Consider the following 25,807-nt stretch of genomic DNA (forward strand, 5'->3'; position numbering starts at 1 on the left):
GAGGGATCTGCACCATGACACCTTTCAGAAGTTACGCATTACCTTGCGCCCTTGGCGCACTTACAGTGGCACTCACAGGCTGCCTCGGTGGCGGTGGCGGTTCAAGCTCCGATATTGAAGACCCTGCGGCGTTGTCTATAGCGGTGCTCTCCAGCAGTCCTGACCAGGTCACCGGGAACTCGGTACTGCTGGGCGTCGAGGGTGATGTCGACCTGACTGAACAACAGGTGGCAGAGCTGGAACTGTGGGTTAATGACCAGAAAACCGAGCCGACACGTGTCACGCGGCGCAACGGCCGCATCGAGGTGCTTATTCCGGGCCTGAGCGAGGGTGAAAACCGGATAGAGCTGCACCACACCGAGCGTGGTCCGCTGGACTCGATGGCTGTGTCAGCGTTTCCAGAAACTGGTCCGATTTTCTCTGGCCCGCAGCAATACCCCTTTGTCTGCACAACAGTCAGCGAGTGGGACAAACAGCCCTTGGTCGATACCAATGGCGATACAGGTTTTCCGGTATTCGAGGGAGGTACACAGATCGGCCTAAGCCGTGATTGTTCGGTTGAGCCCTTCGTGACATTTGTTTATCGCACTACAGGCGGCAGCTACCAGCCTCTACCGGGCGACGGTACTCGCCCAGCCGACATGGCCAGCACCACCCTGACCGACGGCCGTGAAGTAGATTTCGTCGTGCGCTGGGAGCGCGGAACGCTGAACAGGTTCCTTTACAGCTTTGCCACCCTTGCCACCCTGGGAGATGCCGCAGATGCGGCAGCGACTGATAACTGGAATGGCCGGCTGCTGTTCCAGTTCGAGGGAGGTGTTGCCATCGGCCACACCCAGGGCCGAGTCAGCGGTCGAGCTTTGGCACCAGAAGTTCTGGGCAAGGGATATGCCGTCATCTACTCTTCCGGCACCCGAACCAATGCGCATTACAACCTCCAGGTTGGCGGCGAAACTGCACTCATGGTCAAGGAGCACTTTATCAAACGCTTCGGTGTGCCGGACTACACCGTGGCCATCGGTGGCTCGGGCGGCGGAATCCAGCAGTATGTCTACTCCCAGAACCACCCCGACCTACTGGATGCCGGTGTGCCGCAGTACGCCTATCCGGACATGGTCACCCAGACCATCCATATCGGCGATTGCGAACTTCTGGAACACTACATGGACGTGACTGACCGCAACAACGCACGCTGGCAAACCACCGAGAATCGCTCTTTGCTGGTAGGGCTGAATGCGACAGATGACTATCCCGATCCCTTCGCCGACGCCAAGACCATGTTGGGTTACGCAACGGCACCCGGAATGTCCGAGTGTATTCCTGCATGGCGCGGCTTGACACCCCTGGTCATGAATCCAATGTTCGGACAGGTGGCCAATCAGGCCCAGATGGAACCTGCAGGGGTAATGGAGCAGGTTAACTGGACTCACTATGACGACCTGCGCAATATCTACGGCGTAGATGCCCAAGGTAATCCGCGAACACTGTTCGATAACGTCGGTGTTCAATACGGCCTTGATGCGCTGACCAGCAATGAGATATCTCCTGAGGAGTTTCTCAAACTCAATTCGCAAGTAGGCGGCTGGAAGCAGCCGGAGGACATGGTTCAGGAAGGTTTTCCCTTTATCGGCACCATCGCCGATGTAATGAATGATCCTACCAAGTTCGACCCCTGGAGCCGGCGGAACATGTTACTCAGTCCGGATGGTATCGCACCTGCGCCGCGCACGGAGGGTGATCTGCTGGCAATCCGGGCAGCCTATGAGTCAGGAATGGTATTCGATGGTCAGCTGAATATTCCCGTAATTGAATGGCGGCATTACCTGGAAGAAGTGCTCGACATGCACAACAGCCATCAGTCGTTCTCCGCACGCCAGCGTATCCGTAACAAAATGGGCCATTCTGATAATCAGGTTATATGGTTTACCGATACTCGCCCGACCGATACTTCCGACCCGGCTCGTCCTCGCCCTCGGGAAGAATTCGATCACACCTGGCTGGCCCTTGAGGTGTTGCACGAATGGCTTGAAAACATCGAACAGAATCCGGACCAGACCATCGCTGAAAACAAGCCAGCCGCTGCAGTGGACAGTTGCTTTGAAACGCAGGGCGATCTGATTGCATCCGGCACCGACGTATGGGACGGAATAATCGACAACGACCCGGAGGGCCTGTGCACTAGCCAGTTCCCTACCTATACCACCTCACGCATGGAGGCCGGCGGGCCGATAGAGGGCAGTATTTTCAAGTGCACTCTCAAGCCGATCAGTACTGCGTTGAACGATGGTACTTATGGAAGCTGGGTGCCTGACACCGCGGAGATAACGCAACTGAATGCCATTTTCCCCGAGGGGGTTTGTAACTATAACGAGCCTGATCAGGGCCGCCCACAGAACTGAAATACCTACGCTGGTTGAGAAACAAAGCCCCGAACTTCGGGGCTTTGTTTTTATGGCTCGCACCGCAATAGTGCATAGAATGCATCACTTTGTTACAGTTAGAGCTGCAGCGAACCTGGTAGATCCCCGAAAGGAATCCTTTGAAAAAACGATATTCACCGCGCGACTGTGTCTATTTCCAGTCCCGGGGTCAGGCGCGACTGCGTGTCTGTATGCATATGCCCTTAAGCCAATAATGTTCTTCACGCTTACTACAAGAGAATGCAAATGACCTACACCCTGGAAAACTGTCTCGCGAATATCAAAAAGCGTGATCCCGACCAGCCTGAATTCCATCAGGCTGCGGAAGAAATACTCAGCTCTCTTTGGGAGTTTCTGGAATCACATCCCAAGTACTTGAAAAGTGGCATTATCGAGCGTCTCGTCGAGCCAGAGCGGGTGATAATGTTCCGGGTGCCGTGGATGGATGACAAGAACCAGGTCCAGGTCAATCGGGGCTTCCGGATACAGATGAACAGCGCCATAGGGCCCTACAAGGGTGGGCTGCGCTTTCATCCATCGGTAAATCTGAGCGTGCTGAAGTTCCTCGCCTTTGAACAGGTTTTCAAGAATGCATTGACAACTCTGCCAATGGGCGGTGGCAAGGGCGGATCGGATTTTGACCCCAAGGGCAAGAGTGACGAAGAAGTGATGCGCTTCTGTCAGTCGTTCATGACGGAACTCGCGCGTCATATCGGTGCAGATGTGGATGTGCCCGCTGGCGACATCGGAGTTGGCGCACGCGAGATTGGCTATATGTACGGGCAGTACAAACGTCTGCGCAATGAATTCACTTCGGTGCTGACTGGCAAGGGCCCCACCTACGGAGGCAGCCTCATCCGTCCGGAAGCGACCGGCTACGGCTGTGTGTATTTTGCGCAAGAGATGCTCAAGGGCCGTGATACCGGTTTCGCAGGCAAACGCGTCGCTATTTCGGGCTCCGGCAACGTTGCCCAGTACGCTGCGCAAAAAGTGCTGGAACTCGGTGGGCAGGTGATTTCCGTTTCCGACTCTGGCGGTACCCTGCACTTCGTCGAAGGTATGACGTCTGATCAATGGTTCGAGCTGATGGCGCTCAAGAACGAACGTCGCGGAAGGCTGGAAGAAATGGCCAGCGACAACGCTGACTTTTACCCCGGACAGACGCCCTGGCATTTGCAGTGTGATATCGCCCTGCCCTGCGCCACACAAAATGAGCTTGACGAAACCGACGCTCGTGCTCTGGTCCAGAATGGCTGCATATGCGTGGCTGAAGGTGCCAATATGCCGTGCACTCTGGCTGCCGTCGATGTGTTCATGGAGCACCAGATCCTGTTCGCGCCGGGTAAAGCCGCTAATGCTGGCGGCGTTGCCGTGAGCGGGCTGGAAATGACTCAGAACGCCATGCGCCTGCATTGGACTGCCGGTGAGGTAGACGAAAAGCTGCACAGCATCATGAAGTCGATCCACAACACCTGCGTGCATTTCGGCAGGGAACATGATGGATTTATCAACTATGTCAAAGGGGCTAACATAGCAGGCTTCGTCAAAATTGCGGACACGATGCTCGCTCAGGGCGTAGTCTGATATCCAGCATTTTCCTGTGTATTGGCCAGCAGCATGTTTGCTACGCGGCTGGCCAATACATCAATGGTAAAAGGCTTGGTCAACAATTGCATATGCGGACCGAGAAAATCGGTCTGGTTGATGGCGCTCTCTGCGTAACCGGTGAGAAAGAGAACAGGCAACCTTGGTTGCAGCTGCTGAATAACCTCAGCCAACTGCCGACCGTTCATTCCCGGTAGCCCGACATCGGTCAACAGCAGATCAACGCGGTCCATGACGTAAAAGGATTCGAGCGCCTCATCGCTGTTGCGAGCCACCGTAACCTGATAGCCGAGCTCTTCCAGCACTTCCTTGTTGATCAGCCTCACCGAATCGTCGTCTTCAACCAGTAGTATCGACTGACCGCTACCTGCTTTAGCCAACCTTTCAATAGGCGCTGAGTCCTTGTGAGCCTGGTAGTTTTCCGGCAGGCAGATGGTTACGTTGGTACCCCTCTCCGGCACGCTGTTGATTGTAAGGTAACCATGACTTTGCTGAGCAAAGCCGTAAACCATGGACAGACCTAGCCCTGTGCCCTGACCAATCGGCTTGGTGGTGAAGAAGGGCTCCATGACCTTGTCCTGAACATGGTGGGGTATTCCATACCCGGTATCTTGCACATCAATACACACCTGCCCCTGCTCAGCCTCATTGGACTTGATAAGCCGAGTGCGAATGATCAGGGCTCCCCCCGCAGGCATTGCGTCCCTGGCATTGATGACGAGATTGAGAATAGCGTTTTCCAACTGATTGCCGTCGGCGTGGATCCATGGATCCTCACTACAGAGCTCCAATGTGAGGGCGATCTGCTCGGATACCGTTCTCTGCAGCAGATCCTTGAGAGTCGACACCAGACGGTTGATTGGCAAGGGTTTGGCGTCCAGTGGTTGGCGCCTTGAAAAAGCCAGCAATCGTTGGGTCAAGGAGGCTGCGCGCTGTGCAGAGCTGTTGGCCGCGTCCATAAACCGTTCAATGTCTTTGGTTTGGCCTTTAGCCATGCGAATCTTGATCAGATCAAGCGCGCTGATAACGCCCGTGAGCATATTGTTGAAATCATGCGCGATACCCCCGGTCAACTGGCCTACCGCCTCCATCTTCAGTGCCTGGCGGAGCTGGTCCTCGGCTCGTTCGCGCTCATCACTCTCCTTTCTGAGTCGCTCAATAGCGGCATTGAGTTCGCGTGTTCGCGCCTGTACCTGAATCTCGAGCTCCTCATTAAAACGGCGCAGAGACAGCTCAGCCTGCTTTTCTTCGTTTATATCCAGAATGACCGACGCGGCTCCAAGAATATTGCGCTGCTCGTCGTACAAAGGCACCGCGCTTACACGCATCCAGGACTCGGAACCACTATCAAGTTTGTGGCAAAACTCCACACCTGTCGCGGCCTCGCCTCTGAGGGCTCTGGCGCCGGGAAACATGTTCGGCTCCAGCTTTTTACCCTCTGAATCACGAGCGATCCAGCGTGCAGCGCTTGACGGGTGCTTTGAAGGAATAATTCCACTGGGCAGATACTTTCTGAACAGCGGATTGCTGATGATTGATTTGCCCTGACTGTCCATGAAACTGATACCGACGGGCACGTTTTCCAAAAGCGTTGTCAGCCGGCCGCGTTCTTCCGCGAGTTCAGCCAGGCGATCACGCATCTCGAACTGACGCTCACGTGAACCCCAGGCAGCATCAACTGCACTCAATAACGATGCGGAACTCAATGGTCGCTCCAGCACGATCACGTAGCCGGCGGAGGCAGGCAAACGGCGTCTGGCAACATCGGTATCACGCCCCAATCGACCTTTGTTAGATGCCAAGAGTATGGTCGGAATATCAGACCAGCTGGGCTGGCGACCCAGCGCCTCGTCCAGCGCAACGACTCCGCCCAGCAGGGACTCTTCGGTCAGGATGACCAGCCCCGTACCCGCGCCGAGCTCTGCTGCAAGGGAGTTGATATTGGAATGAACCTGAACATAGTACTTACCTGAGAAAAGCTTGTTCAGGCTGGGCGCATCCCCTTTGAACGGTGCAACAATTGAAAGGGTCTTCGCTTCAGGTCGTCTTTCAGAAATCACGCTGCCTCTCTTCCATGAGGTGTTCTTCGCCAAAATATTCCGGGGTGCCCGTAAGTACGCCGCGGAATGTTATCAGTGGATCGCCAACGCGTACGCCATGAGAGTCAATCCGCAATTCACGAATAGCATCTTCATGGGCGCCAGTACGGTGTTTGAGTACTGAAATCGCTTTGCGAAGCCTCCCTTGGGCTTCGAAATAGCGAATCAGTATGACTGAGTCTGCTATGTAGGAAACGTTGAGGCTGGTGGACATCGAGCCTATGAGCCCATGCTGTGGGTTTATCAGAAAGGTGACGACCCCCAACTGGCTCAGATAGGACAGCACCTCATGCATCTGCAGGATGAGCTGCTGCTCCTGAGGCATAGCGGCCATATAGCCATTAAGACTGTCAACTACGATCATCCTGCTGTTGCGTTCTTCTACTTCGGTGCGCACTCGCCAGGTAAATTCACCGGGGGAGATTTCTGCCGGATCAATCTGCTGGATTACCAGCTGACCATTTGCTACATACCTACTGAGGTCGAGCCCCATGCTGTCCGCGCGATTGATGAGCGTGGCTACCCGCTCATCGAATTCGTAGATGGTGCAGTTTTCCCCCCTTCTACAGGCAGCTGCCAGGTATACGAGTGCCAGAGTGGTTTTGCCGGAGCCGGCCGGACCGGTTACCAGAGTGCTGGTACCCCGTAGGGGGCCACCAACCAGCAAGTCGTCGAGCTCTTTTATCCCGCTACAAACTGATTCAGTGCTGAACTTGACATGGTGCTTGGCCGCAATGAGACGAGGGTACACCTCCAATCCACCTTTCTTGATAGTAAAGTCATGATAGCCAGCTACGAAATCCACTCCTCGCAGTTTCTGTACCTGCATGCGCCTGCGAGCGGCCCCGAACTCCAGGGTCAGCCGTTCCAGGGTAACAACACCATGGCAAAGACTGTGCAAGTGATTATCACGCTCCCCGTTAGAACCTGTCATATCGTCTACCAGCAGAACGGTGATCTGCTGACCAGAGAAATACTGTTTGAGCGCCAAAACCTGGCGTCGGTAGCGCAAGGGATCCTGAGCAAGCAGGCGCATTTCTGACAGGCTGTCGAAGACCAGTCGCTTTGGCTTGAGCAGTTCTACCTTTTCCTCGATCAGCCGAATGGTATTGCCTAGCTCGGCCTCCCAGGGATGCAGGATGGATTGCTCATAGCTTTGGCCCAGCACTTCAGCAGTGGAAGAAAACTCGAACAGATCAATACCATCGAGTGTCCAACCATGTGAATGCGCCACACTTTCAAGTTCTTCTGCCGTTTCTGAGAGGGTGATGTAGAGCACGGGCTCGCCGGCGGCAACACCCTCGAGCAGGAACTGTAAGCCAAGTGTTGTTTTACCAGCACCGGGCGTGCCCTCTAAAAGATAGAGCCGGTTTTGGGGCAGTCCGCCCTTGAGAATTGCGTCAAATCCGTTGTTGCCGGTGGAGATGACGGGGTATGTTTTTGCCATTCGATATCCTCAAAAGGGACGCAGCCCCTCGAGAGCAACGTACTAATCTGCTGTTGGGCAGCTGTTTTCTGACTCTGAAACCATCCGAGCCACTTTATTGGCGTATTTTATCAGCCAGTATGGTTAAAATCTTCGCGGCTGTTAGGAAATGTTTCAGAGCACTGGGCCAGCTCGCACCTTCAACATCTAGGACCGCAAATCGGCATGAAAATTCAAGATATGTCACCTCTATTGCCTAACGTGGAGGAACGCTACCGGCTGCTGGTCGACTCGATCATCGACTATGCCGTTTACATGCTCGACCCAGACGGTATCGTTGCCAGCTGGAATTCTGGAGCGCAGCGCTTCAAGGGATATGCCAGCGAAGAAATAATTGGTTTGCCTTTTTCCTTGTTTTATACCGAGGAAGACAGACTTGCCGGCTTGCCCAAGCGTGGTCTTGAAATTGCCGCGGCGCAGGGGCGCTTCGAGACGGAGGGCTGGCGGGTCAGAAACGACGGCTCGCGGTTTTGGGCCCACGTGATTATCGATCCGATTCGCGACGAGGTGGGCTCTATCACCGGATTTGCCAAGGTCACTCGTGATATCACCGAGCGCTATCAAACCCAGCAGGAGCTCGACCGCGCACGTGAAGCTTTGTTTCAGGCGCGGAAAATGGAAGCCGTTGGTCGTCTCACCGGCGGTGTCGCCCACGATTTCAACAATCTGCTGACCATCGTCTTGATCAGTCTGAACCTGGCGAAGAAACGAGCCCCTGACTCCCCTGTACTTGACCTGATTGACAATGCTATTCAGGGCGCCGAGCGCGGTGCTGCCATGACCCAGCGGATGCTGGCCTTCTCCAGACACCAGCCACTAAAAATAGAGACATTGGTAATTGCCGACCTGTTGCAGGGGATACAAGGTCTCATTCGGCAATCCATTGGGCCCGTTATGCGGATTCATACAAGAATCGCGTCTGCCCTGCCCCGCATTCATGGCGATCGTAACCAGTTGGAAACGGCCCTTCTGAATCTGGTCATCAATGCCCGCGACGCCATGCCCGGGGGCGGCGAGGTATTAATCTCGGCCCGTCTACCCACCGCTTTCGATAGCGTTGAAGCGGTAATGGAGCCAAATGAATATGTTTTGCTGGAGGTTGTCGACACCGGCGACGGTATGGATGAAGAAACCGCTCGGCGGGCCATCGAACCGTTCTTCACCACAAAAGACGTTGGCAAGGGTACCGGGCTTGGGCTGTCAATGGCACACGGCATAGTCGAGCAACTGGGTGGCAAGCTGATGTTAGAAAGTGTTCTGGGAAAAGGTACAACAGTCCAGCTGTGGCTGCCGATTAGCCATGAGCTGACTGTGCAGGCCGGTCCATCCAGCATTGCTCAGTGCGCCTCTGCTACCAAACCATTACAGATTCTCGTAGTTGACGACGACGACCTGGTGCTGACCAATACCTGTGCGCTTCTGGAGGACATGGGTCATCACACTTTTCAAGCTTCCTCTGCGGACGTAGCTCTTGAGATGTTGAAGAATCTCGAAGTCGCACTGGTCATTACGGACCACGCCATGCCCAATACCACTGGCAGACAACTGGTGGAAAGCCTGAAAGTGTCCAACCCCAAGTTGCCGGTAATTATTGCATCGGGTTACTCGGACATTACCGAGCGGGCTGACCCAGGCATACCCACATTGGCCAAGCCCTTTGATGAGGCCGGTTTATCCAGAGTTATTTGCCAGGCGATGGAGAAGGCAACGACCCTTGTGTCTCGCGGGGTAATACCTTGAAGGACGACCATCCAGAAGGAGCTGGAAACACGCCCGCAAGCAGTTCTCAAACCATGCAAAACCGCGATCAAAGCGGTGAACAGGCGATGCATGAACGTTATAGGCTGATTGCTAAAGCCACCAACGACGCGGTGTGGGATTGGGATCTTGTGACCAATTACGTCTTGTGGAATGAGGCGTTGATGCACGCCTACGGCTACACGGCAGAAACCATTACTCCGACCGGAGATTGGTGGATTGCCCAGATTCATCCGGTCGATCAGGCCCGTGTTGATGCGTCGATCCATACCGTCATTCATAGTGAAGAAACTGCCTGGAGTGAGGAATACCGCTTCCGCCGGGGAGATGGTACGTATGCAGAGGTCCTCGATCGTGGACAGGTGATACGGAACTCGAGCGGCCAGGCAATACGTGTTATCGGCGCCATGCTCGATTTGACTCAGATGCGAATTGCAGCAAATGCGCTACGCAGAAGCGAAGAACGCTTCAGAACGATACTGGAAACCGTTGAGGCAGGGTTTGCCATCGTTCAGGTCAAGTTCGACAGCCAGGACAGGCCGGTTGATTACCGTTTCGACGAGATCAACCCTGCGTTCGAGAAACAGGCGGGCGTAAACCTTCAGGGTAAATGGGTCACAGAGTACGCCCCTGATCTGGAGCCCTTCTGGTTTGAGATTTACGGAAAGGTGGCCATGACCGGCGAGCCCGCCAGCTTCGAAAGTTACGCCGAAGCGTTCGCCCGGTGGTTCGATGTACGCGCGGTTCGCGTCGGCGATCCGGCGGATAGGCAAATTGCGGTCATTTTCAATGATGTCACTGAGCGGCGGAATGCGCAGGAAAGGTTGCGCGCAAGCGAAGCCCTGGCCCGAGACAATGTAGAGCGTGTTCAACTGGCGCTGTCCGCTGGCGCCATTATTGGTACTTGGCACTGGGATCTGGCTACCGACCACTTCAGCATCGATGACGGCTTTGTGAACGCCTTTGGTCTTCCCCCCGGAATCAGTCGACACGACCTTCCTCTGGTAGAGGTGGTAAAGACAGTGCATCCCGATGACAGCGCTGGTCTGATGAACGCAATCGATGAAGCCATCCTGCGGGGCGGCGCCTATGCTCACCAGTACCGTGTGCGTCGGGCAGATGGGAAATACTATTGGATAGAAGCAAACGGTCGGGTTGAGCATAGCGCCGAGGGCGTACCTCTGCGCTTTCCAGGGGTCCTTCTTGATGTAGAAGAGCGACGCGCTGTCGAGGCGGAACGTGACAGGGCACTGGCAGCGCTACGAGCTTTGAATGACACCCTGGAACAACGCGTTGCAGAGCGTACCGATGAGCTGATGCAGTCCGAGGACAAGTTGCGTCAATCGCAGAAAATGGAAGCAGTCGGTCAGCTCACAGGAGGGCTGGCCCATGACTTCAACAATTTGCTTGCAGGTATTTCCGGTGCGCTCGAACTGATGTCCAGACGGATCAATCAGGGACGTACCGACGAGATAGGTAAATATATCCTGTCGGCACAAGGGGCAGCCCAACGTGCAGCTTCTCTGACCCACAGATTGCTCGCCTTTTCGCGTAGGCAAACGCTGGATCCTCGTGCCATTGATGTGAACACCTTGATTGCCAGCATGGTCGAATTGATCCGCCACGCTGTAGGACCGGGCATCCTCGTGAAAACAGTTGGCGCGGACAATCTCTGGACTACGTTGGTTGATGCAGGGCAGCTCGAAAGCTCTTTGCTCAACATTTGCCTCAATGCGCGAGATGCCATGCCTGATGGTGGCCGTATTGTTATTGAAACCAGCAACAAGCATTTGGAGGGCCTGACGGCGCAAGCTGCCGAGATACCACCGGGTGAGTACCTTGCACTTACTGTAACTGACTCCGGTGTTGGTATGACACCGGACATCCTTGCCAAAGCTTTTGAGCCTTTCTTTACCACCAAGCCAATCGGTCAGGGGACAGGGCTGGGTCTCTCGATGATTTACGGTTTTGCCAAGCAGTCAGGTGGGCAGGTACGTATTGAATCGGAGGTTGACCAGGGCACGACCATAAGCATTTACCTTCCCCGCCATCACGGTCCCGCTGCGAAAGTCGGTCAACAACTGAAAAACGCTCCCGTAAACTTTTCCAAAAGTGGCGAGACCATCCTTATCGTCGATGATGAACCAACGGTAAGAATGTTGCTTCGTGAGGCGTTGGGCGACCAGGGATACACCCTGATCGAGGCGGCTGATAGCGTCGCAGGGCTCAAGCTGCTGCGTTCCGACATCAACATTGACCTGCTGATCACCGATGTCGGACTCCCGGGCGGTCTGAATGGACGGCAGATGGCCGACGCAGGCCTGGAAAATCGGCCTGGCCTCAAGGTGCTGTTTATTACTGGTTATGCGGAGGCTTCTGTTCTTGGTAAAGACGATCTTGGAGCTTGTATGCAAGTGCTGACCAAGCCCTTTGCCATCGACGCGCTCTCTGCTCGGGTTCAACACCTACTGTTTTCGGACCCCGCGGATCGGGGATCCGTGTTGCAAACGCCCCCTATTTCGTAATTGGGTCTGGAAAACAATTTCTTCTGCAGACCACTCTATAGCGCGCCAAATGTCTCCAGGTTCGACTCAACCCATCAATTGGGGACCAGTCAGTTGCAAAAAAAGATATAGTTTTTCCGCATTTTGGCCACATATAGTTGCTGATACCCCATCGCGAATAATAGCAAGGATGCAGCCAATGACCTTCAGACCCCCCGCCTTGTTAGCGGTCATCAAGGAATCAGATTTTTCAGTAGTCATAACCACTGGCGAGCTGGAACCTGCAGGGCCGGTCTACGTGCATGTTAATGATGCTTTTACACGCATGACGGGTTATTCACGAGAGGAGCTTCTGGGTGCAGCACCCAGCCTCCTGGAGGGTCCGGACACTGATCGCACAGTTCTGGAGCGACTCAAGTCAAACTTGCGTGCCGGCGACTCTTTTGAGTGTCAGGCGTGGAATTACCGGAAGGACGGTACGCCCTATCTGGTTGAGTGGACCATCACGCGTTTACGCCATGATGGAGAAGGTTTGGATTATTTTTTTTCCGTGCAGCAGGAAATAACCAACCTGAATCCTGCTCAGGACAGGCTGGAGGGCCAAACTCGGCGCTTGAATGCACTTTTGAATTCAAGCGGAGCCAAGCACGATCCTATTACTGGCGCCTTGAATCATCGCAGTATGCTTTTGCGGCTACAGCGTCTCATTGATCAGACGGCAGAATCCGGCTCAGTGACCGGCCTTGTGTCCTTGCAGTTCAGACGCCTTGACCGCATTGATCGAGCCTTTGGCGTGGAGACAATCAATCATCTCCTGAGCGATATCGCCAAACGCCTCGGTAACAGACTTAAGCCGGAGGAATCGCTGGCCCGTTCCCATGATCACACCTTCGCGGTAATCATCTCTGCGGAAGCCGATGCGGCGAACGATGCGGATCATCATCTGATGAAGCGAGCACGCTCTTTCATTGCGGCTGTTACTGAAAAGGATTTTGAAATTGCGGGTGAAGTTCTACGGGTCGAGGTGAGCGCGGGTATTGCCCGCGCGCCCACAGATGGCCGCCACGCGCGAGAGCTGGCACTGCTTGCCGAAGAGCTTGCTGAAGGGGCCGCCAATACAGACGCGGATCCTATTCGCTGGGCTGATCACAGCATAAAGGAAGCGCAGCGCCAGGAAATCAAACTTGAAGGCGATCTGCAGTCTGCCGTCTCCGAAAAGCAATTGGTGCTCTTTTATCAACCAGTTATGGATTTGGAAAACGGTAAGGCAGTGGGGGCTGAGGCCTTATTGCGCTGGCCACTACCTGAAGGGCAAGCCCCGATAGGTCCGGACTGTTTTATCCCGCTGGCCGAGCAGCTGGGGCTCATGGATGAGCTGGGAGGACAAGTTTTCGAAGATGCCTGCCTTCAACTTCGAAGTTGGCAAGCGCTCGAGGGCAACGCGGCATTCTGGATTTCGGTCAATGTAGCACCCTCTCAACTCCGGGATCCGAATCTGGCCGCCCGCTTTGTGGATATCTCGCGATCTATAGGCGTGTCGCCAAGATGCATGAAGCTCGAAATAACAGAGAACGCATTGGAATTCGACATCAATTGTGTGCGACAGGTGATCGATGACCTGGTTGCAGCTGGTTTTTCTCTAGCCCTGGACGACTTCGGTACCGGTTACTCTTCTCTGGGACGTCTGATCGATATCCCGTTCAATCTGATCAAGGTAGATAAGGCGTTTGTCTGGCAATCACCCGACGGACGCGGCGCCGGTGTAGTTGCGAGTCTTGCGCAGCTGAGTCGTCACCTGCATATCGAGGCGCTTGGCGAGGGGGTCGAGACCCCTGCTCAGGAAGCTTTCTTGCGGTCGCTCAACTACCGTTTCGCCCAGGGCTTCTATTATGCCAAACCGATGGCCGCGGCTGACTTTGCGGTGTGGGCCGGATGGTTGCCCGATCAAGCCCATGTTGGAGTTGCTACCACCTGATGATTCGCCCAATCGTCCAGATCAACAGCAGAACGAAAAAAGCCCCATTTCTGGGGCTTTTGACTACTGATATGGCGGAGGGACAGGGATTCGAACCCTGGGTAGGCTATTAACCTACGCCGGTTTTCAAGACCGGTGCATTCAACCGCTCTGCCATCCCTCCACGGCCGGCAATACTACCGGAAACCGCGCGCTAGTCAATGCCCAAGGTAGCTAAATGAAACGCTTTAACATTTTCAAGGCCTTGATTTGCAACATCGAACAGGTATGATCGAGCGCATATCAAAGGATCAACCTGCTTGCCCACTCCTGGAGATCGACTATGAACATGCAAGATCAGCAAACCACCCTGCAGCATTCGGGTGTAAACGAGGCCGAGGTCAGTAAGCTGTTCCGCAACACCTATGCTCTGCTGGCCATGACTTTGGCGTTCAGTTCCATTGTTGCAATGGTTTCAATGGCGTTGAATCTGCCGCGGCCTAATATCATCATCATGCTGGTGGGGTTTTATGGCCTGCTCTTCCTGACCTCGAAGTTCCGTGATTCGGGCTGGGGTCTGGTATTGACCTTCGTATTTACCGGCTTCCTGGGCTACACCACTGGCCCCATATTGAACGCTTACCTGTCACTGCCCAATGGCGGTTCACTGGTGGCTATGGCATTGGGCATGACTGCCATGGTGTTCCTGGGTCTGTCTGCATACGCGATTCTGACCCGCAAGGATTTCAGCTTCCTGTCCGGCTTCATCATGGCTGGTTTTGTCGTATTGCTTTGCGCAGTCGTGGCCAGTATTTTCCTGGACATCTCTGGTCTTTCACTGGCGATTTCTGCTGGCTTCGTGTTGTTTTCATCGGCCATCATTCTTTATCAGACCAGCTCCATCATTCACGGTGGCGAAGACAACTACATCATGGCGACCATCACCCTTTTCGTTTCTATCTACAACATTTTCCTGAGCCTGCTGCACATTCTGGGCGTTGTTGGCGACGACTGATCGATTAGTTGGTTACAATGAGGCCCGCTCGATAGCGGGCCTTTTTTGTTTTTGAACGGTTCTGACCATGAATTTTGCCATTGTCCTACTCTCCGGTCCCCAGGATCCAGCTGCCCGCAGCGCACTGAATTTTGCCCGCGCAACGCTGGATGCCGGGCATCAGATCAGTCGGTTATTCTTCTATCGCGACGCAGTCCATCTGGCTACCGCGCTGGCTGTACAGCCCCAGGACGAAGCGGACATCTACGCGGATTGGAGAGCCTTCATTTCAGAGAACCAGCTTGATGCCGTTGTATGCATTGCCGCCGCCCTGCGCCGCGGCGTGCTCGATGACGCGGAGGCTTCACGCTGGCAGCGGCCTGTAGCAAACACAGGAGCGCCCTGGGAGTTATCCGGCCTTGGACAATGGGTCGACAGTCTGCAAACAGCTGACCGTACCGTGACGTTCGGAACCTGATATGAAAAGTGTGCTGATCATTACCAGTCGACCGCCGACGCATATCGCCGCCCGGGAAGCCCTCGATCTGGCCCTCGCCTCCGCCGCCTTTGGCGTGCCGACGGGGTTTCTCTTTATGGGTGATGGAGTACTGCAATTGCGCAAGGGCCAGGATGCCAGCCTACTGCAGCAAAAGTCCCTGACCGCCAACCTGGGTGCTTTGGACATGTATGGAGTAGAAGACATCATGGTTTGCCGTCACTCCCTGGCCGAGCGCGGCATGAACATCAAACAATGTTCACTGGCTGCAGACTGTGTGGATAGCGCTCAAATCGCTGTTTTACTGGAACATTACTCGGAGGTTGTCTCCCTGTGAGCGCGCCGTTGCTGCATATTCTCCGCCATTCGCCGTCCGCTAACAGCTCGCTGGCCAGCTGCAAGCGGGTATTGGCGAGCGGACAATCAATCTTGTTCACCGAGGACGCAGTTTACGCTCTTCTACCCGGTTCTGCGGCCTTGAGCAGCATCGGTCTGCTACCGGGCGATGTGCGCCTGTATGTGCTGGAGACGGACCTGCTCGCTCGAGGTCTGGCGCTCGACGACCTGCCCTCGCGAGTGCAACCCACAGGCTACGCCGGTATGGTTAGACTCTGCGAACAGAGCAGCAAGGTGATCAGCTGGTGACGCAGACAATACAGATCGGCTCGAAGAATGTAGCGCTGGATCAGGAAGGCTTTCTGGTCGATCTGAACGACTGGTCGCAACCCTTGGCGGCTGAGCTGGCGCGCCTTGAGGGCATCGATCTTACCGAAGAGCACCTGGAGGTGGTTCTGGCACTCCGGCAGTTTTATCAGCGCTATCAGCTTTCTCCAGCCATGCGGCCGCTGGTCAAATATATTGGCCAGGAACTGGGCGCCGAGAAAGGTAAGAGCATCTATTTACTCAAGCTGTTTCCCGGCAGCCCTGCCAAACTCGCAAGCAAGATTGCCGGTCTGCCCAAGCCTGATAATTGTCTGTGAAGATTAGGTATCAAGGCAGTGTTGTTAGAATAACCAGCTCATCGCCAACCTGAAGCTTGAGCGGAATATCCCTGGGAGGATTAAGTTGCAGACGTCGGCCCTCGCCGTCAGGGGCATTCCGGTAGATGCCCAGAGCGGTTTCGCCTTGCAAACCAGCCACAGCTTCCAGATCGGCAAAGGTATTGACGCTCTGCATCGGGTATTCGCTCTGGTCTCGATAAAGAATTTCGGCTCCGCCCACGGTAAAGAGCTCCTCGAATACCAACCCAAGCTCGCGTCGTTGAGCAACTTGCGCCATGAGATGACTGAGAATCATCGGACTTATGATACTTTCGCTGCGGTTACGCACCACCAGCTCTTCATTTGCAGGATCACTCAATTCCAGCAACAGCTGAGGTCGTTTTCTGCGCTCCTTCAGCAACTCATCCACTGCCATATAACCGACCATGGCTCTAGCGTCGGCTTCTTCACCCGAGTCGAGCCGGTCGCTTGATACCAGCAGAATACTGTCCCACTCGGTTTGCAGTATCTTTCTCAACGTCGTCTCGGCCATGAAGTCCGCCTGCAGGTGATTACATGGCACTCGCTGAGCCTGCTCACTGTATTGCACCAGCTCCTCACGCTGGGCCTCGGCGTCCAGCGTTGAAACCATCATGAGCCGGAAGTTCTGTTCACCATAGGTTGCAAGCTCGTGCACCAGAGCTGGCAGACGGCGGTTCCAGCCCAGAATAAGTACTGACTTCTTGATTGCATTCACAGCAACCAGGTCCGAATTAATCTGCTCTTTCCGCTCCCAGGCCCTGGTGAGACTCTCACTTACCTGTATCGGATCAGCATCCTCATACTCGCGGGCCAGCATTACCAGGCTGTCACCCGCTCGCAGGCGTTCGCTGGTCGGTGCGTTGAGCATCGGGATTGATCTCTCCCCTTCCCTGCGCACCAGACCGAGAAGCACTGCACGTGGACATCGTGAAGCAATTGCCGCTAATGTCTGCCCCTCACAGCCAGCACTGGAGCGCAGGTAAATCTCGTTGCCATCGTGCACCGACATGACTTCGCCGTAGAATTCCGGGAGGCCAGGATGCAAGATGGCCTGTGCCATCAGACGGCTGACTATTGCGTCGCTGGCGATAATTTCCAGTGGCCCCGGGTAGGCCCGGCGCATGACGTTAAGTTTGCGAACGTCTTCGATCTCGGCAACGACATAAGGTAAAGGCTGACCGCTATGTTGGCCTTGGGCGTGTAGGGTCAATAAAGCCTTGATGGTTTCCATATCGCCGGTCACAAGCGTACTACCGCCCTGTGACCGCCCGGGAATCATGACCACGGCAGCCTGCAAACAGGCGACCCGGTGCAGTGCGTCGGGGTGCAGCGGCGTACCTGAGCGCAAGATGATGTCCTTCACCCTTCGACCGACGCCGGGTGTATCGCGCAGCTCCTGACTGCGCTCGGTGTTGACGATATCGGAGAGAATGACCAGCCGCAGGCGGCGAGTATCGAGAGATTTGAGCAGACGCTGAATACCTCCAGCGGTATCCATGATTTCCTGCACCAGGGGAATGGTCCGGTTTGTCCAGCCCAGGATTACCACGTGATTGCTGATGGTGACCGGTGTCAGGCCCTGTTCCAGCACCCCCATCTTACTGATCAGCCACCGGGTCATGATGGCTACCAGTGTACCCATGAACAACACATACCCGACAACGGTCAATACAGTTGAAATGACTCGACGCCAGGTTCCCACATCGTCGCCAAGATATCCGGGATCGGTAAGTCGCAGAAATGCCCACCACACCGAATCTGCCAGGGGCATGTCAGCCGCTGCAGAGGGCCAGGCCAACCAGCCACCAATCAGCGAAATCAATCCGATAAAAAGTGCTACCACCAGCAATTGATAATGCACCCCTTTGATTAACTGGCGCTCGAGGATGTAGCGCAGGCGGTCTACCAGCGTGAAGGGCAGCATAAGAATTTCCGAATAGGTCAAAATCTTACAAGCGTACATAAAGCCTGCTAGATTGACTATCTGCAAGCCTGCGGCCAAATTATGACAACGGAATTTGATGGATAACCTGCAAAACATCTTCGCGCTTTTTGCCATTGCCTTTTACTGGCTGTTCTCGGCAGCGGTCACTGTCCGTGTCATCACCCGCCGCAGACCCGTAAGCGGCACCCTTGCCTGGTTGCTGGTTATTTATGTAATACCGCTGATCGGCGCAGTGCTATATCTGATGATTGGTGAGATGAATCTGGGGCGCCGACATGGCAGGCGTACCAGCGCGATGATCGACCCTTACCTGCACAACATCAATCAGCGTTTTGTACGCCCCGGTGCTGAATTGCCCGGTGGCCCCCTGGCCCTGGGTATCCACCAGTTGCTGATCGCGCGAAACGGGGTGAGTGCGCTGGGGTATTCGAATATGCAGTTGCTCGCCACGCCTGAAGCTATTTTTCAGCAATGGATGAGTGACATCGAGCATGCCACTGAAAGTATCCGGGTGGTGACCTATATTTGGCACCCTGGGGGTCGGGTTGACGATATTACCCAGGCTCTTATAGCCGCGAGCCAGCGTGGCGTTCGGGTATCGTTGCTTATTGACCACGCGGGCAGTCGGAAATTTTTCCGCTCACGCTGGCGTAAAAAAATGGTTGAGGCGGGTATAGAGGTGGTGCCGGCTTTACCGGTGAAGCTGCTTCGTGCCCTCGCTCACCGTATAGATCTTCGCATGCACCGCAAACTCTGGATCATTGACGACCGCGTCGCCTATACCGGCTCGATGAACATGGCCGACCCGCTGAGCTTCAAACAGGGCGCCGGGGTCGGTCAATGGATCGACCTCATGCTGCGCTTTGATGGTCAGGCAGCCCCCGGTTTGTCCAAGGTCTTTGCCTGGGACTGGGAAGTGGAAACCGGCCTGCGCGATCTGCCACAGCATTACCCCACCTCAGAGAGCTGGCCCAACTGGCTTTCTGTTATTCCCTCTGGCCCGGGAGTCGGGGAAGACCTTATCGGCCAGGCAGTGCTCTCTGCGATCTATCGTGCTAATACCAGTATCACCATTTGCACTCCCTATTTCGTGCCCTCAGAGGCGATCTTCGATGCACTACGCCAGGCAGCAAGGCGTGGTGTTGACGTAAACGTGCTACTGCCCAAGCATAACGACTCAATCATGGTGGGATGGGCCAGTCGCTCCTATTTCGAGCTGCTGTTGGAGTCGGGTGCGCGAATTCACCGGTTTGAAGGTGGTTTGCTGCATAGCAAGGCAATGCTGATTGACAATGAAATGGCGTTGGTTGGCAGCGTCAACCTGGATATACGGAGTCTCCAGCTCAACTTCGAACTGACTGTTACTTTGTTTGGCGGGCCACATACCGCCGCCGTTGGGCACTTGATTGATGCCTACCTTGAACGCAGTGAACTCCTGACCCTGGCCTCATGGAGAGGACGTAGCAAAAGAGCAAAGGTGCTCGAACGGCTGATGTTCTTCATGAGCCCGCTGCTCTGAGGCTCCTACAGAGTTGCCCAAGAACCCAGTTAGAAGTTGGCTGAATTTCACAAATGAGACTTGTTATCATCAAGAATGGCTGATAAATTCCAAATGCGACTGTTTATCATTCATATTGAGAGGTACGTAATGCGCATTTATCTGCTGCCCCTGACCCTGACTGCCGCTTTGATGTCCCCCACCATTGCCCACGCAGAAGAGGTAAATCACTACCAGGCCAAATCAGCTGATACGCTGGAGCAGGCTTTGGTCAACTTTACCGAATACAACGACCGTCTCAAGCGATTGCTGGCCGGCGATCTGAATGGTAGTGACCTGGCCCAGGTCCACGAGCTCACCTACACGCTGGAAAATGCGCTGGCAAAAATTGACGCAGAAGTTGAAGACATGGCCGAGTCACTGGAAGAAGTTCATTTGGCATCCGAACGGGCCGACTCCGAAGCAGTGCGTAAGCATGGCACTGCCTACCTTGGAGCAGCAAAAAAACTGATTAACTAGCTGTCATTTGAAACTGAGGGTGCCTCAGCGGAGTCGCTGACTCCGTGGGGCATTCTGGTCTCTGTGTCCTTTACAGGTAGGGGTTACATCTGGCTTTCAATTGGCAGCCACCCGAGCAACCAGGCCTTGAAACGGCGTACATTCCCTGCCTCTGGTTCTGATGTCCAGTGCCTGTTCTGCGCGTGCCATTCCAGACTGCCCTGCTCGCTCAGGCGTACTTCGAAGGCATAGGCATCGGAGGTCCAGCGCATGAACAACTCCGCCAAACGTTCTGCAAGCTCCCTCTGATAAACCATCACGCCAGCTTCCGTGTTGAGTTTGATAGAACGTGGATCGCTATTGATTGAGCCAACAAACAGCTTGTGCCTATCAAACACAAAACTTTTTGCATGCAGACTCGCCTCGGACTCACCGATAAAAGCGCTGGGGTCCGGCTGCCGGCTGCTCCTGGGCTGCAGTTCCCAGAGCCTCGCACCACCTTGCAGCAAGGGTTTGCGATATTGGGCGTAGCTGCTGTGTACCGCCAGTACATCGGTTGTAGCAAGTGAATTGGTCAACACCGATACCTTTGCTCCCTTACTCACCATTGCGGCCAGCAACTCCACACCGCGCTCACCAGGAATAAAGTACGCTGATTTCATCAACAACTCGGAGCGTACATCCTGTAAATGATCAGCCAGGATACGAGCCAGAAAAGGCTCCTCGCTGCGAATGGATTGGGCGTTGGCCTTGCCTGGCGGATCTGCAAGCCATTCGGATTCTCCCCAATACAGCTGCAGGCTGCCTTCCTTCAGGGAAGTGCTGAAAGATGATTGTTCCATTGCCCGGGTATAGGGCTTTTGCTCTTCCCGTAGCCGGTGTGATACCAAATTTTTGCGGGTAATATTCAAGGCGCCCTGTTTGCCGTTCTCATGCACCACGCTGGCAGGGATAGCGTTAGGGCTGTTCCAGAAAGCATCAAAGCTAATTGACGCCTCCTGACCGATCGGGCCAATCCCCAATAGATCAATATCCTGAAAGTCCCTTTCACTCAGTGCGAAGTATTCATCACCGATATTACGTCCGCCCGTGATTATCGCCAAATTATCGGCAATCATGAGTTTGTTGTGCATGCGATTGTTGATGCGGCCAAATTCAACGATTTTACTTGGCATGCTGAGCCAGGGATTACGGATTCGCACTGGATTGAACAGTCGCAACTGGATGTTGATGTGCCTGTCCAGCGTGGTAGCAGTCTCGTCTGATAAGGCATTACCCACATCATCCAGCAAGATACGCACACGGACGCCGCGATCCGCTGCCGCAAGAATCCGTTCGGCGACGAGCCCTCCGGTGACGTCGTTGTTGTAAATGTAATACTGGAGGTCGAGGCTGGTACGGGTCGTATCGATCAGGTGCAGTCGTGCCGATAACGCGTCGACACCTCGATCAAGCATGTAAAAGCCGGACATGGCCTTGCCCTCGGCCGGTTGCTTTCTCATGTAGGTGCCGAGCAAGCCGTGGGCTGGAGCATCAATACGGTAGCTCGGGGGCACATCATGGTCGGGCAGCGGTGTGGCGCAGGCCGTCAAACCCGCAAGCAGCGCACAAACGCAGCCGACCATTACATATTGTTCAAGGCGCATGGCGCTCTCATTATTATCGGGTGATGATCCTATCGTATCACCCGACCGGACACTCCCCCTATTCCGTTACTACCAACTGGTATTCCGTGCGCAAACCTCCGCGTGTATGCACAACCACATAACCGCGCCCGGCTGGCGTGAAACCCTGCGTCAGTGCTGCGCTGTACAGAGCACGCCAGGTACCCTCCACATCGTTACGCTGGGTATCAAAGTCAACGGTAAGTACCTGCTGGGCGTCAACTTTATCCATCACAAAACCGCTCACTGAAGGCACCCCAGAGGCATCTACTGGAAAGCTTACAGTCACCGGCAAGTTGTCCGGAGTTACCGCTGACAGGTCCGCGAAGACCAGCGTGAGAGGGCCATCTATCTTGACCTTGCCACGGCGGGTCGCAGCCGTGCCGACGGTACGGGCCAGCGAGCCAATATCATTACGCAAACGTTTGGGCGAAAGATTGTATGCACGGCCAAACAGGTCCATTGCAGGACGTTCGACGAGGGCGATCTCATATATCACCCCATCATCGCGCAGCGGCAGAATGTCCCCGGCACGGATATTCACCGGCTTTTGCTGACTTACCGGCAGCGGCTTGTAGACCTCCCTGCAAAGAGGCTCCTTGAATGCAGCACGCTCGCTATCGCTCAATTTTGGATTGGCATCCAGAGCATTGCAGACCTGCTGGTGATAACCCTTCCATAGCTGCCGTGCCGCGCCCGCATCAAGCAAAGTGGTAATCATGCTCGCCTCCGCTTCCCGTGCAGCCATCAGCAGTGCCGTTCGCCGGCCACTTGCAGCCTCTTCCCTGTCGGGGCCACCCACACCTAGCCCCGGGGACTGAGTTGTCTGGCGATGCACATCGGCGCCGCTACCGAGCAGCAGCCGGGCACTGTCCAGCTCATTGAGCTGTGCCGCCGCCATCATCGGTGTCTTGCCCCAGGCATTGGCGTCATTCACATCAAAGCCGGCATCCAGCAATAACCGCACGTTTGCAGGCGTCTCCAGGGCGGCAAGCAATGCCGGGCTCGCGTCGGGGCCCAGTCCGCGTTGACGACCCAGCGTATCTGTTTCGTAGGCGATAAAATCCCGCACCACGTTCTGTGGTGCGTTGTTGAGCAAGACACTGTACAGCGTGGCGAAATTGCGTCCGCGCTCCAACTCACCCGCGGCCGGTGCCATCGCAAAACGTGGCTGATAATTCGCGCCAGGGGCTAACGGCAAGCCAGGAGCTTGATCCGGTGCACTCAGATTCTCAGTGGCCCGGGCAAATGTCTCGTGGAACAGCAAATCAGCCGAGGCGCGTGCCTCCGAGTCCGAAAGGCCTTGAGCAGCAAACATTTGCACCAGCTCATTGTGAGCTGGCTGCAGCATGGGCATCACCCGCCGGTACATTGCCTTGTTGCTAAGGCTGCGCTCCGACCAGGCAAAAAACGCATCCATTGCCGCATCGTTGCGTTGCCGTACAGCTCCCTCACGGCCGAAACGGCTGAGTGCATCGGCACCCAACAAAGGCAGGTTAAGCAATGTCCACTGACGTTCTTTCCAGGTCTGAAAATTATCGCGACGCTCGTGCTGCGCGTAACCCGGCAAGGGATCCCCCGCCAGCTTGTCGAGCTCGGCCTGCAGCTGTGCGTAGGAGGGCATTCCCGCCAGGGTGTTGGTGCGCGGCGGCGTCAGATAGGTCTGGAACAGACACAGCGGCTGCACCGTCTGCCCCTGCAGCTCGTACAACCCACTGTAAGCCGACTCACCACGCGCTGCAGGCGAATAGAAGCCCCAGGTTTCGTTAACCATAACCAGTGTGCGCCCGTCTAGGGTAAATACGTCGATCGAACCATAGTCTCCCGTTTGCGATGACGAGGCATGGGCGCGGCCGCCATAATTGGGCTGCTGGGCGATCCACTGGGGCATGGTGCGGTGGCCGAGAATCGCCTGACCATTGACGATCAGCACACGGGAGCGATTCTCGTAACCGGCATAAGGCCCGGCGTTGTAAACATCAACCTGGATTTCGCTGCCGTTGATATTGGCCGAGGTTTTCGGGGCGTGAGTGCCTGCCAATAACGTCACACCTGCCAGGCGCGAAGCTGAAGGGCGGCCATGCCGCGCCAGATCATTATTCAAATCGGCCGTCATGGCTGAGCACAACGCGGGATCGCGGCTGTCTGCCAGCCGGTAAGTTACGTAGGAGGCGTAGGCATGGGGCTTGCTTTGGGCCTGGGGTTGAGCTTCTGGCCAGGATGCCAGCTCCCGGGAACGTTGCCGATACAGCGATTGCAGGCAGCCTATCGCCTGACTATCGGCTTGTATTTCGGTACTGCTCTCCTGGCCCAGGCCGCAATGCCCTGCCCTGCCCAACAGCCATTGGCGATGATTTGCTTCAAGCAACAGAGCCCCGGCCATATCTGTCGCCTGTACCCGGGCCCGGTGCTGTTCATGGAGCTGGCGGTCCGCCAGTGACAGGTCATCACTGGCGCAGATCTGCCGATGCACTGGCGGCAAGGCGCCGCCGCATTCGAAGCTGGCCTTGGTTGTAGCGCGCTCGGTTGGCAAGCTGGGTGGCGGTGGCGTGTTGTCCACCGGGCCGGCAACGGGTTGTCCGGCACAGCCACTGAGAAAGGCCACCGAAACCGCTGTCGCCAATAGCGCAGCGTTGGAACGTGTTAGGTATAGCATCGAGCGACCTCCTGTTACTTGATGAATATGACGGTGCCATAGATCGTGTACTGGCTCGCGCCTTCATTGGGTGGCGGTGGAAACGGTGCTGCCTGAAGCACCGCACGTTCAGCAGCCTGGTCCAGCACATCGTCGCCACAACGGTCTATCTCGTAGGACACCATCTTTCCCTGGGCATCAACTACCACCTCATAGGGGATACGGCATTGACGCTTGAAGTCCTCTGGATCGCCCTTATAGCCCGGTGGCGGTTTGTATGAGGAGCCGACTGGTCGCACAATTTTCGCAGTCACACGACCTTTAACCGTGTCGGCATATCCCGATGGCGCCATACGTGCACGTGTTGGCGCGTTGGCCGGTGGTGCAGGTGGAGCGCTCCATTCGGTATTCGCTCCGAAAGAGTGCACAGGTGGCCCAGCGGGCTTAGGTGTCGCTGGCTTAACGACCGGCTGGGGGCGCGGTTTGACCGGTTCGGGTTCTGGCTCAGGTTCTGGCTCAGGTTCAGGTTCAGGTTCAGGTTCAGGCTCGGGTTCTGGCTCGGGTTCTGGCTCAGGTTCAGGTTCTGGCTCGGGTTCTGGCTCAGGCTCAGGCTCAGGCTCAGGCTCTGGAGGGATTTCAACCAGCTCAATTGCCACCGCCTCAGGTTCGATGATCATCGGTCTGGCGAGGTGTCCGCTCGCAAGCCATGCCACCAGCGCAGCATGCAACGCCAGTGACAGCGCAATCACCAGAATCCGTGCGGCCCAGCCCAGCTTTGTCGTAGAGCGACTCATCAGGGTTCCAGCTCTTCCGATGCAACCAGGCTGATACGCGTGTATCCGGCCTTCTGCAGCGTATTCATGACGCGCATCAACGTCCCGTAGTCAACCGCTTGGTCACCACGCAGGAACAATCGTGTGTCCTGTTGCCCTGAGGTCACACCGCGAACAAGCGCCTGTAGCCCGTCGATGGTGACTTCCTGTTCCTGCACGAACAGCAGACCGTCAGCTTGCACGCTCACGTAGACCGGATCTGCAGGTGGAGAGCTGGGCGCGGCAGCGTTGCTGGGCAAATCTACCGGCACATCCACTGTTGCCAGCGGAGCTGCCACCATGAAAATGATCAGCAATACCAGCATCACGTCAACAAAGGGCGTGATGTTCATCTCGGCATTCTGCTGGTAATTGTGTCTCTTAACCGTAGGCCCTGAATTGAACTGGATCGACATG

The 25,807-nt window shown here is 55.5% G+C and carries 19 protein-coding genes and 1 tRNA gene; 12 read left to right on the forward strand and 8 right to left on the reverse strand.

Going from position 1 to position 25,807, the window contains the following annotated elements; all coding sequences use genetic code 11:
* The first annotated feature begins 14 nt into the window (after nt 1-14).
* Complete coding sequence (locus FZF01_RS04600) at nt 15-2,399, forward strand: DUF6351 family protein (protein ID WP_150276970.1); 2,385 nt, start codon at nt 15-17, stop codon at nt 2,397-2,399.
* A gap of 267 nt (nt 2,400-2,666) precedes the next feature.
* Nucleotides 2,667-4,004, forward strand: coding sequence for an NADP-specific glutamate dehydrogenase (gene gdhA, locus FZF01_RS04605; protein WP_150276971.1), 1,338 nt, complete (start codon nt 2,667-2,669; stop codon nt 4,002-4,004).
* Here gdhA and FZF01_RS04610 read toward each other — a convergent pair.
* Both FZF01_RS04610 and FZF01_RS04615 read right to left on the reverse strand, forming a co-directional pair.
* Nucleotides 3,989-6,085, reverse strand: a complete 2,097-nt coding sequence (locus FZF01_RS04610) for an ATP-binding protein (protein ID WP_150276972.1) — start codon at nt 6,083-6,085, stop codon at nt 3,989-3,991. The two genes, gdhA and FZF01_RS04610, sit on opposite strands and share 16 nt — an antisense overlap.
* Nucleotides 6,075-7,571, reverse strand: a complete 1,497-nt coding sequence (locus tag FZF01_RS04615) for an ATPase domain-containing protein (protein WP_150276973.1) — start codon at nt 7,569-7,571, stop codon at nt 6,075-6,077. The genes FZF01_RS04610 and FZF01_RS04615 overlap by 11 nt, the downstream gene beginning before the upstream one ends.
* A gap of 204 nt (nt 7,572-7,775) precedes the next feature.
* Here FZF01_RS04615 and FZF01_RS04620 point away from each other — a divergent pair, with 204 nt between their 5' ends.
* From FZF01_RS04620 to FZF01_RS04630, 3 genes are all read left to right on the forward strand, one after another.
* Nucleotides 7,776-9,350: an ATP-binding response regulator gene (locus tag FZF01_RS04620; RefSeq protein ID WP_150276974.1), complete on the forward strand. Its 1,575-nt coding sequence runs from the start codon at nt 7,776-7,778 to the stop codon at nt 9,348-9,350.
* A gap of 53 nt (nt 9,351-9,403) precedes the next feature.
* A complete protein-coding gene (locus FZF01_RS04625; RefSeq protein ID WP_150277114.1) occupies nt 9,404-11,893 on the forward strand; it encodes a PAS domain-containing protein in 2,490 nt (829 codons plus the stop codon).
* Nucleotides 11,894-12,071: 178 nt separating this feature from the next.
* Nucleotides 12,072-13,847 (forward strand): putative bifunctional diguanylate cyclase/phosphodiesterase, encoded by a 1,776-nt coding sequence (locus tag FZF01_RS04630; RefSeq protein WP_150276975.1) that lies wholly within the window; start codon nt 12,072-12,074, stop codon nt 13,845-13,847.
* Between the two features lie 72 nt (nt 13,848-13,919).
* Here the strand turns inward: FZF01_RS04630 and FZF01_RS04635 are convergent.
* Nucleotides 13,920-14,010 (reverse strand) — tRNA-Ser (locus FZF01_RS04635).
* Nucleotides 14,011-14,175: 165 nt separating this feature from the next.
* Between FZF01_RS04635 and FZF01_RS04640 the strand changes: the two genes are divergently transcribed.
* The 5 genes from FZF01_RS04640 to FZF01_RS04660 all read left to right on the forward strand — a co-directional run bounded on the left by FZF01_RS04640 (nt 14,176) and on the right by FZF01_RS04660 (nt 16,296).
* Nucleotides 14,176-14,841: a Bax inhibitor-1/YccA family protein gene (locus tag FZF01_RS04640; protein WP_150277115.1), complete on the forward strand. Its 666-nt coding sequence runs from the start codon at nt 14,176-14,178 to the stop codon at nt 14,839-14,841.
* Between the two features lie 67 nt (nt 14,842-14,908).
* Nucleotides 14,909-15,298 carry a sulfurtransferase complex subunit TusD gene (tusD, locus tag FZF01_RS04645; protein WP_150276976.1) on the forward strand — a complete coding sequence of 130 codons (390 nt, stop codon included), beginning with the start codon at nt 14,909-14,911 and terminating at the stop codon, nt 15,296-15,298.
* Between the two features lies 1 nt (nt 15,299).
* On the forward strand, nt 15,300-15,653 hold the full coding sequence (gene tusC / locus FZF01_RS04650) for a sulfurtransferase complex subunit TusC (protein WP_150276977.1): 354 nt from the start codon (nt 15,300-15,302) through the stop codon (nt 15,651-15,653).
* The gene (tusB, locus tag FZF01_RS04655; protein ID WP_150276978.1) at nt 15,650-15,961 is read left to right on the forward strand and encodes a sulfurtransferase complex subunit TusB; all 312 of its coding nucleotides are present in this window, start codon (nt 15,650-15,652) and stop codon (nt 15,959-15,961) included. Before tusC ends, tusB begins: the two co-directional genes overlap by 4 nt.
* The gene (locus FZF01_RS04660; protein ID WP_223825390.1) at nt 15,958-16,296 is read left to right on the forward strand and encodes a TusE/DsrC/DsvC family sulfur relay protein; all 339 of its coding nucleotides are present in this window, start codon (nt 15,958-15,960) and stop codon (nt 16,294-16,296) included. The genes tusB and FZF01_RS04660 overlap by 4 nt, the downstream gene beginning before the upstream one ends.
* Before the next feature lie 10 nt (nt 16,297-16,306).
* Here FZF01_RS04660 and FZF01_RS04665 read toward each other — a convergent pair whose 3' ends face one another.
* On the reverse strand, nt 16,307-18,262 hold the full coding sequence (locus FZF01_RS04665; RefSeq protein WP_150276979.1) for a CASTOR/POLLUX-related putative ion channel: 1,956 nt from the start codon (nt 18,260-18,262) through the stop codon (nt 16,307-16,309).
* A 97-nt stretch (nt 18,263-18,359) separates the two neighbouring features.
* On the opposite strand from FZF01_RS04665, the gene cls reads away from it, so the two are divergent.
* A complete protein-coding gene (cls, locus tag FZF01_RS04670; RefSeq protein WP_150276980.1) occupies nt 18,360-19,802 on the forward strand; it encodes a cardiolipin synthase in 1,443 nt (480 codons plus the stop codon).
* Between the two features lie 129 nt (nt 19,803-19,931).
* Entirely contained in the window at nt 19,932-20,300 is a 369-nt protein-coding gene (locus tag FZF01_RS04675; RefSeq protein ID WP_150276981.1) for a DUF6746 family protein, read from the forward strand.
* 83 nt (nt 20,301-20,383) lie between these two features.
* On the opposite strand, the gene FZF01_RS04680 is transcribed toward FZF01_RS04675, so the two are convergent.
* The 4 genes from FZF01_RS04680 to exbD are packed head-to-tail and all read right to left on the reverse strand — an operon-like array spanning nt 20,384 to nt 25,806.
* On the reverse strand, nt 20,384-21,925 hold the full coding sequence (locus tag FZF01_RS04680) for a phospholipase D family protein (RefSeq protein WP_150276982.1): 1,542 nt from the start codon (nt 21,923-21,925) through the stop codon (nt 20,384-20,386).
* Between the two features lie 58 nt (nt 21,926-21,983).
* A complete protein-coding gene (locus tag FZF01_RS04685; protein ID WP_150276983.1) occupies nt 21,984-24,599 on the reverse strand; it encodes an ankyrin repeat domain-containing protein in 2,616 nt (871 codons plus the stop codon).
* A gap of 14 nt (nt 24,600-24,613) precedes the next feature.
* Nucleotides 24,614-25,372 (reverse strand): TonB family protein, encoded by a 759-nt coding sequence (locus FZF01_RS19385; protein ID WP_188434429.1) that lies wholly within the window; start codon nt 25,370-25,372, stop codon nt 24,614-24,616.
* Nucleotides 25,372-25,806 (reverse strand): TonB system transport protein ExbD, encoded by a 435-nt coding sequence (gene exbD, locus FZF01_RS04700; protein WP_150276985.1) that lies wholly within the window; start codon nt 25,804-25,806, stop codon nt 25,372-25,374. The genes FZF01_RS19385 and exbD overlap by 1 nt, the downstream gene beginning before the upstream one ends.
* Nucleotide 25,807: the final 1 nt, after the last annotated feature.

It is taken from the genome of Halopseudomonas salina, assembly GCF_008641105.1.

Coding starts and splice junctions, on each gene's coding strand:
- tusC (WP_150276977.1), top strand. CDS start 15,300: ATGAAAAGTGTGCTGATCATTACCAGTCGACCGCCGACGCATATCGCC.
- FZF01_RS19385 (WP_188434429.1), bottom strand. CDS start 25,372: ATGAGTCGCTCTACGACAAAGCTGGGCTGGGCCGCACGGATTCTGGTG.
- gdhA (WP_150276971.1), top strand. CDS start 2,667: ATGACCTACACCCTGGAAAACTGTCTCGCGAATATCAAAAAGCGTGAT.
- FZF01_RS04620 (WP_150276974.1), top strand. CDS start 7,776: ATGAAAATTCAAGATATGTCACCTCTATTGCCTAACGTGGAGGAACGC.
- FZF01_RS04685 (WP_150276983.1), bottom strand. CDS start 24,599: ATGCTATACCTAACACGTTCCAACGCTGCGCTATTGGCGACAGCGGTT.
- tusD (WP_150276976.1), top strand. CDS start 14,909: ATGAATTTTGCCATTGTCCTACTCTCCGGTCCCCAGGATCCAGCTGCC.
- FZF01_RS04600 (WP_150276970.1), top strand. CDS start 15: ATGACACCTTTCAGAAGTTACGCATTACCTTGCGCCCTTGGCGCACTT.
- FZF01_RS04665 (WP_150276979.1), bottom strand. CDS start 18,262: ATGCTGCCCTTCACGCTGGTAGACCGCCTGCGCTACATCCTCGAGCGC.
- FZF01_RS04680 (WP_150276982.1), bottom strand. CDS start 21,925: ATGCGCCTTGAACAATATGTAATGGTCGGCTGCGTTTGTGCGCTGCTT.
- cls (WP_150276980.1), top strand. CDS start 18,360: ATGGATAACCTGCAAAACATCTTCGCGCTTTTTGCCATTGCCTTTTAC.
- FZF01_RS04675 (WP_150276981.1), top strand. CDS start 19,932: ATGCGCATTTATCTGCTGCCCCTGACCCTGACTGCCGCTTTGATGTCC.
- FZF01_RS04625 (WP_150277114.1), top strand. CDS start 9,404: ATGCAAAACCGCGATCAAAGCGGTGAACAGGCGATGCATGAACGTTAT.
- FZF01_RS04615 (WP_150276973.1), bottom strand. CDS start 7,571: ATGGCAAAAACATACCCCGTCATCTCCACCGGCAACAACGGATTTGAC.
- FZF01_RS04640 (WP_150277115.1), top strand. CDS start 14,176: ATGCAAGATCAGCAAACCACCCTGCAGCATTCGGGTGTAAACGAGGCC.
- exbD (WP_150276985.1), bottom strand. CDS start 25,806: ATGTCGATCCAGTTCAATTCAGGGCCTACGGTTAAGAGACACAATTAC.
- FZF01_RS04630 (WP_150276975.1), top strand. CDS start 12,072: ATGACCTTCAGACCCCCCGCCTTGTTAGCGGTCATCAAGGAATCAGAT.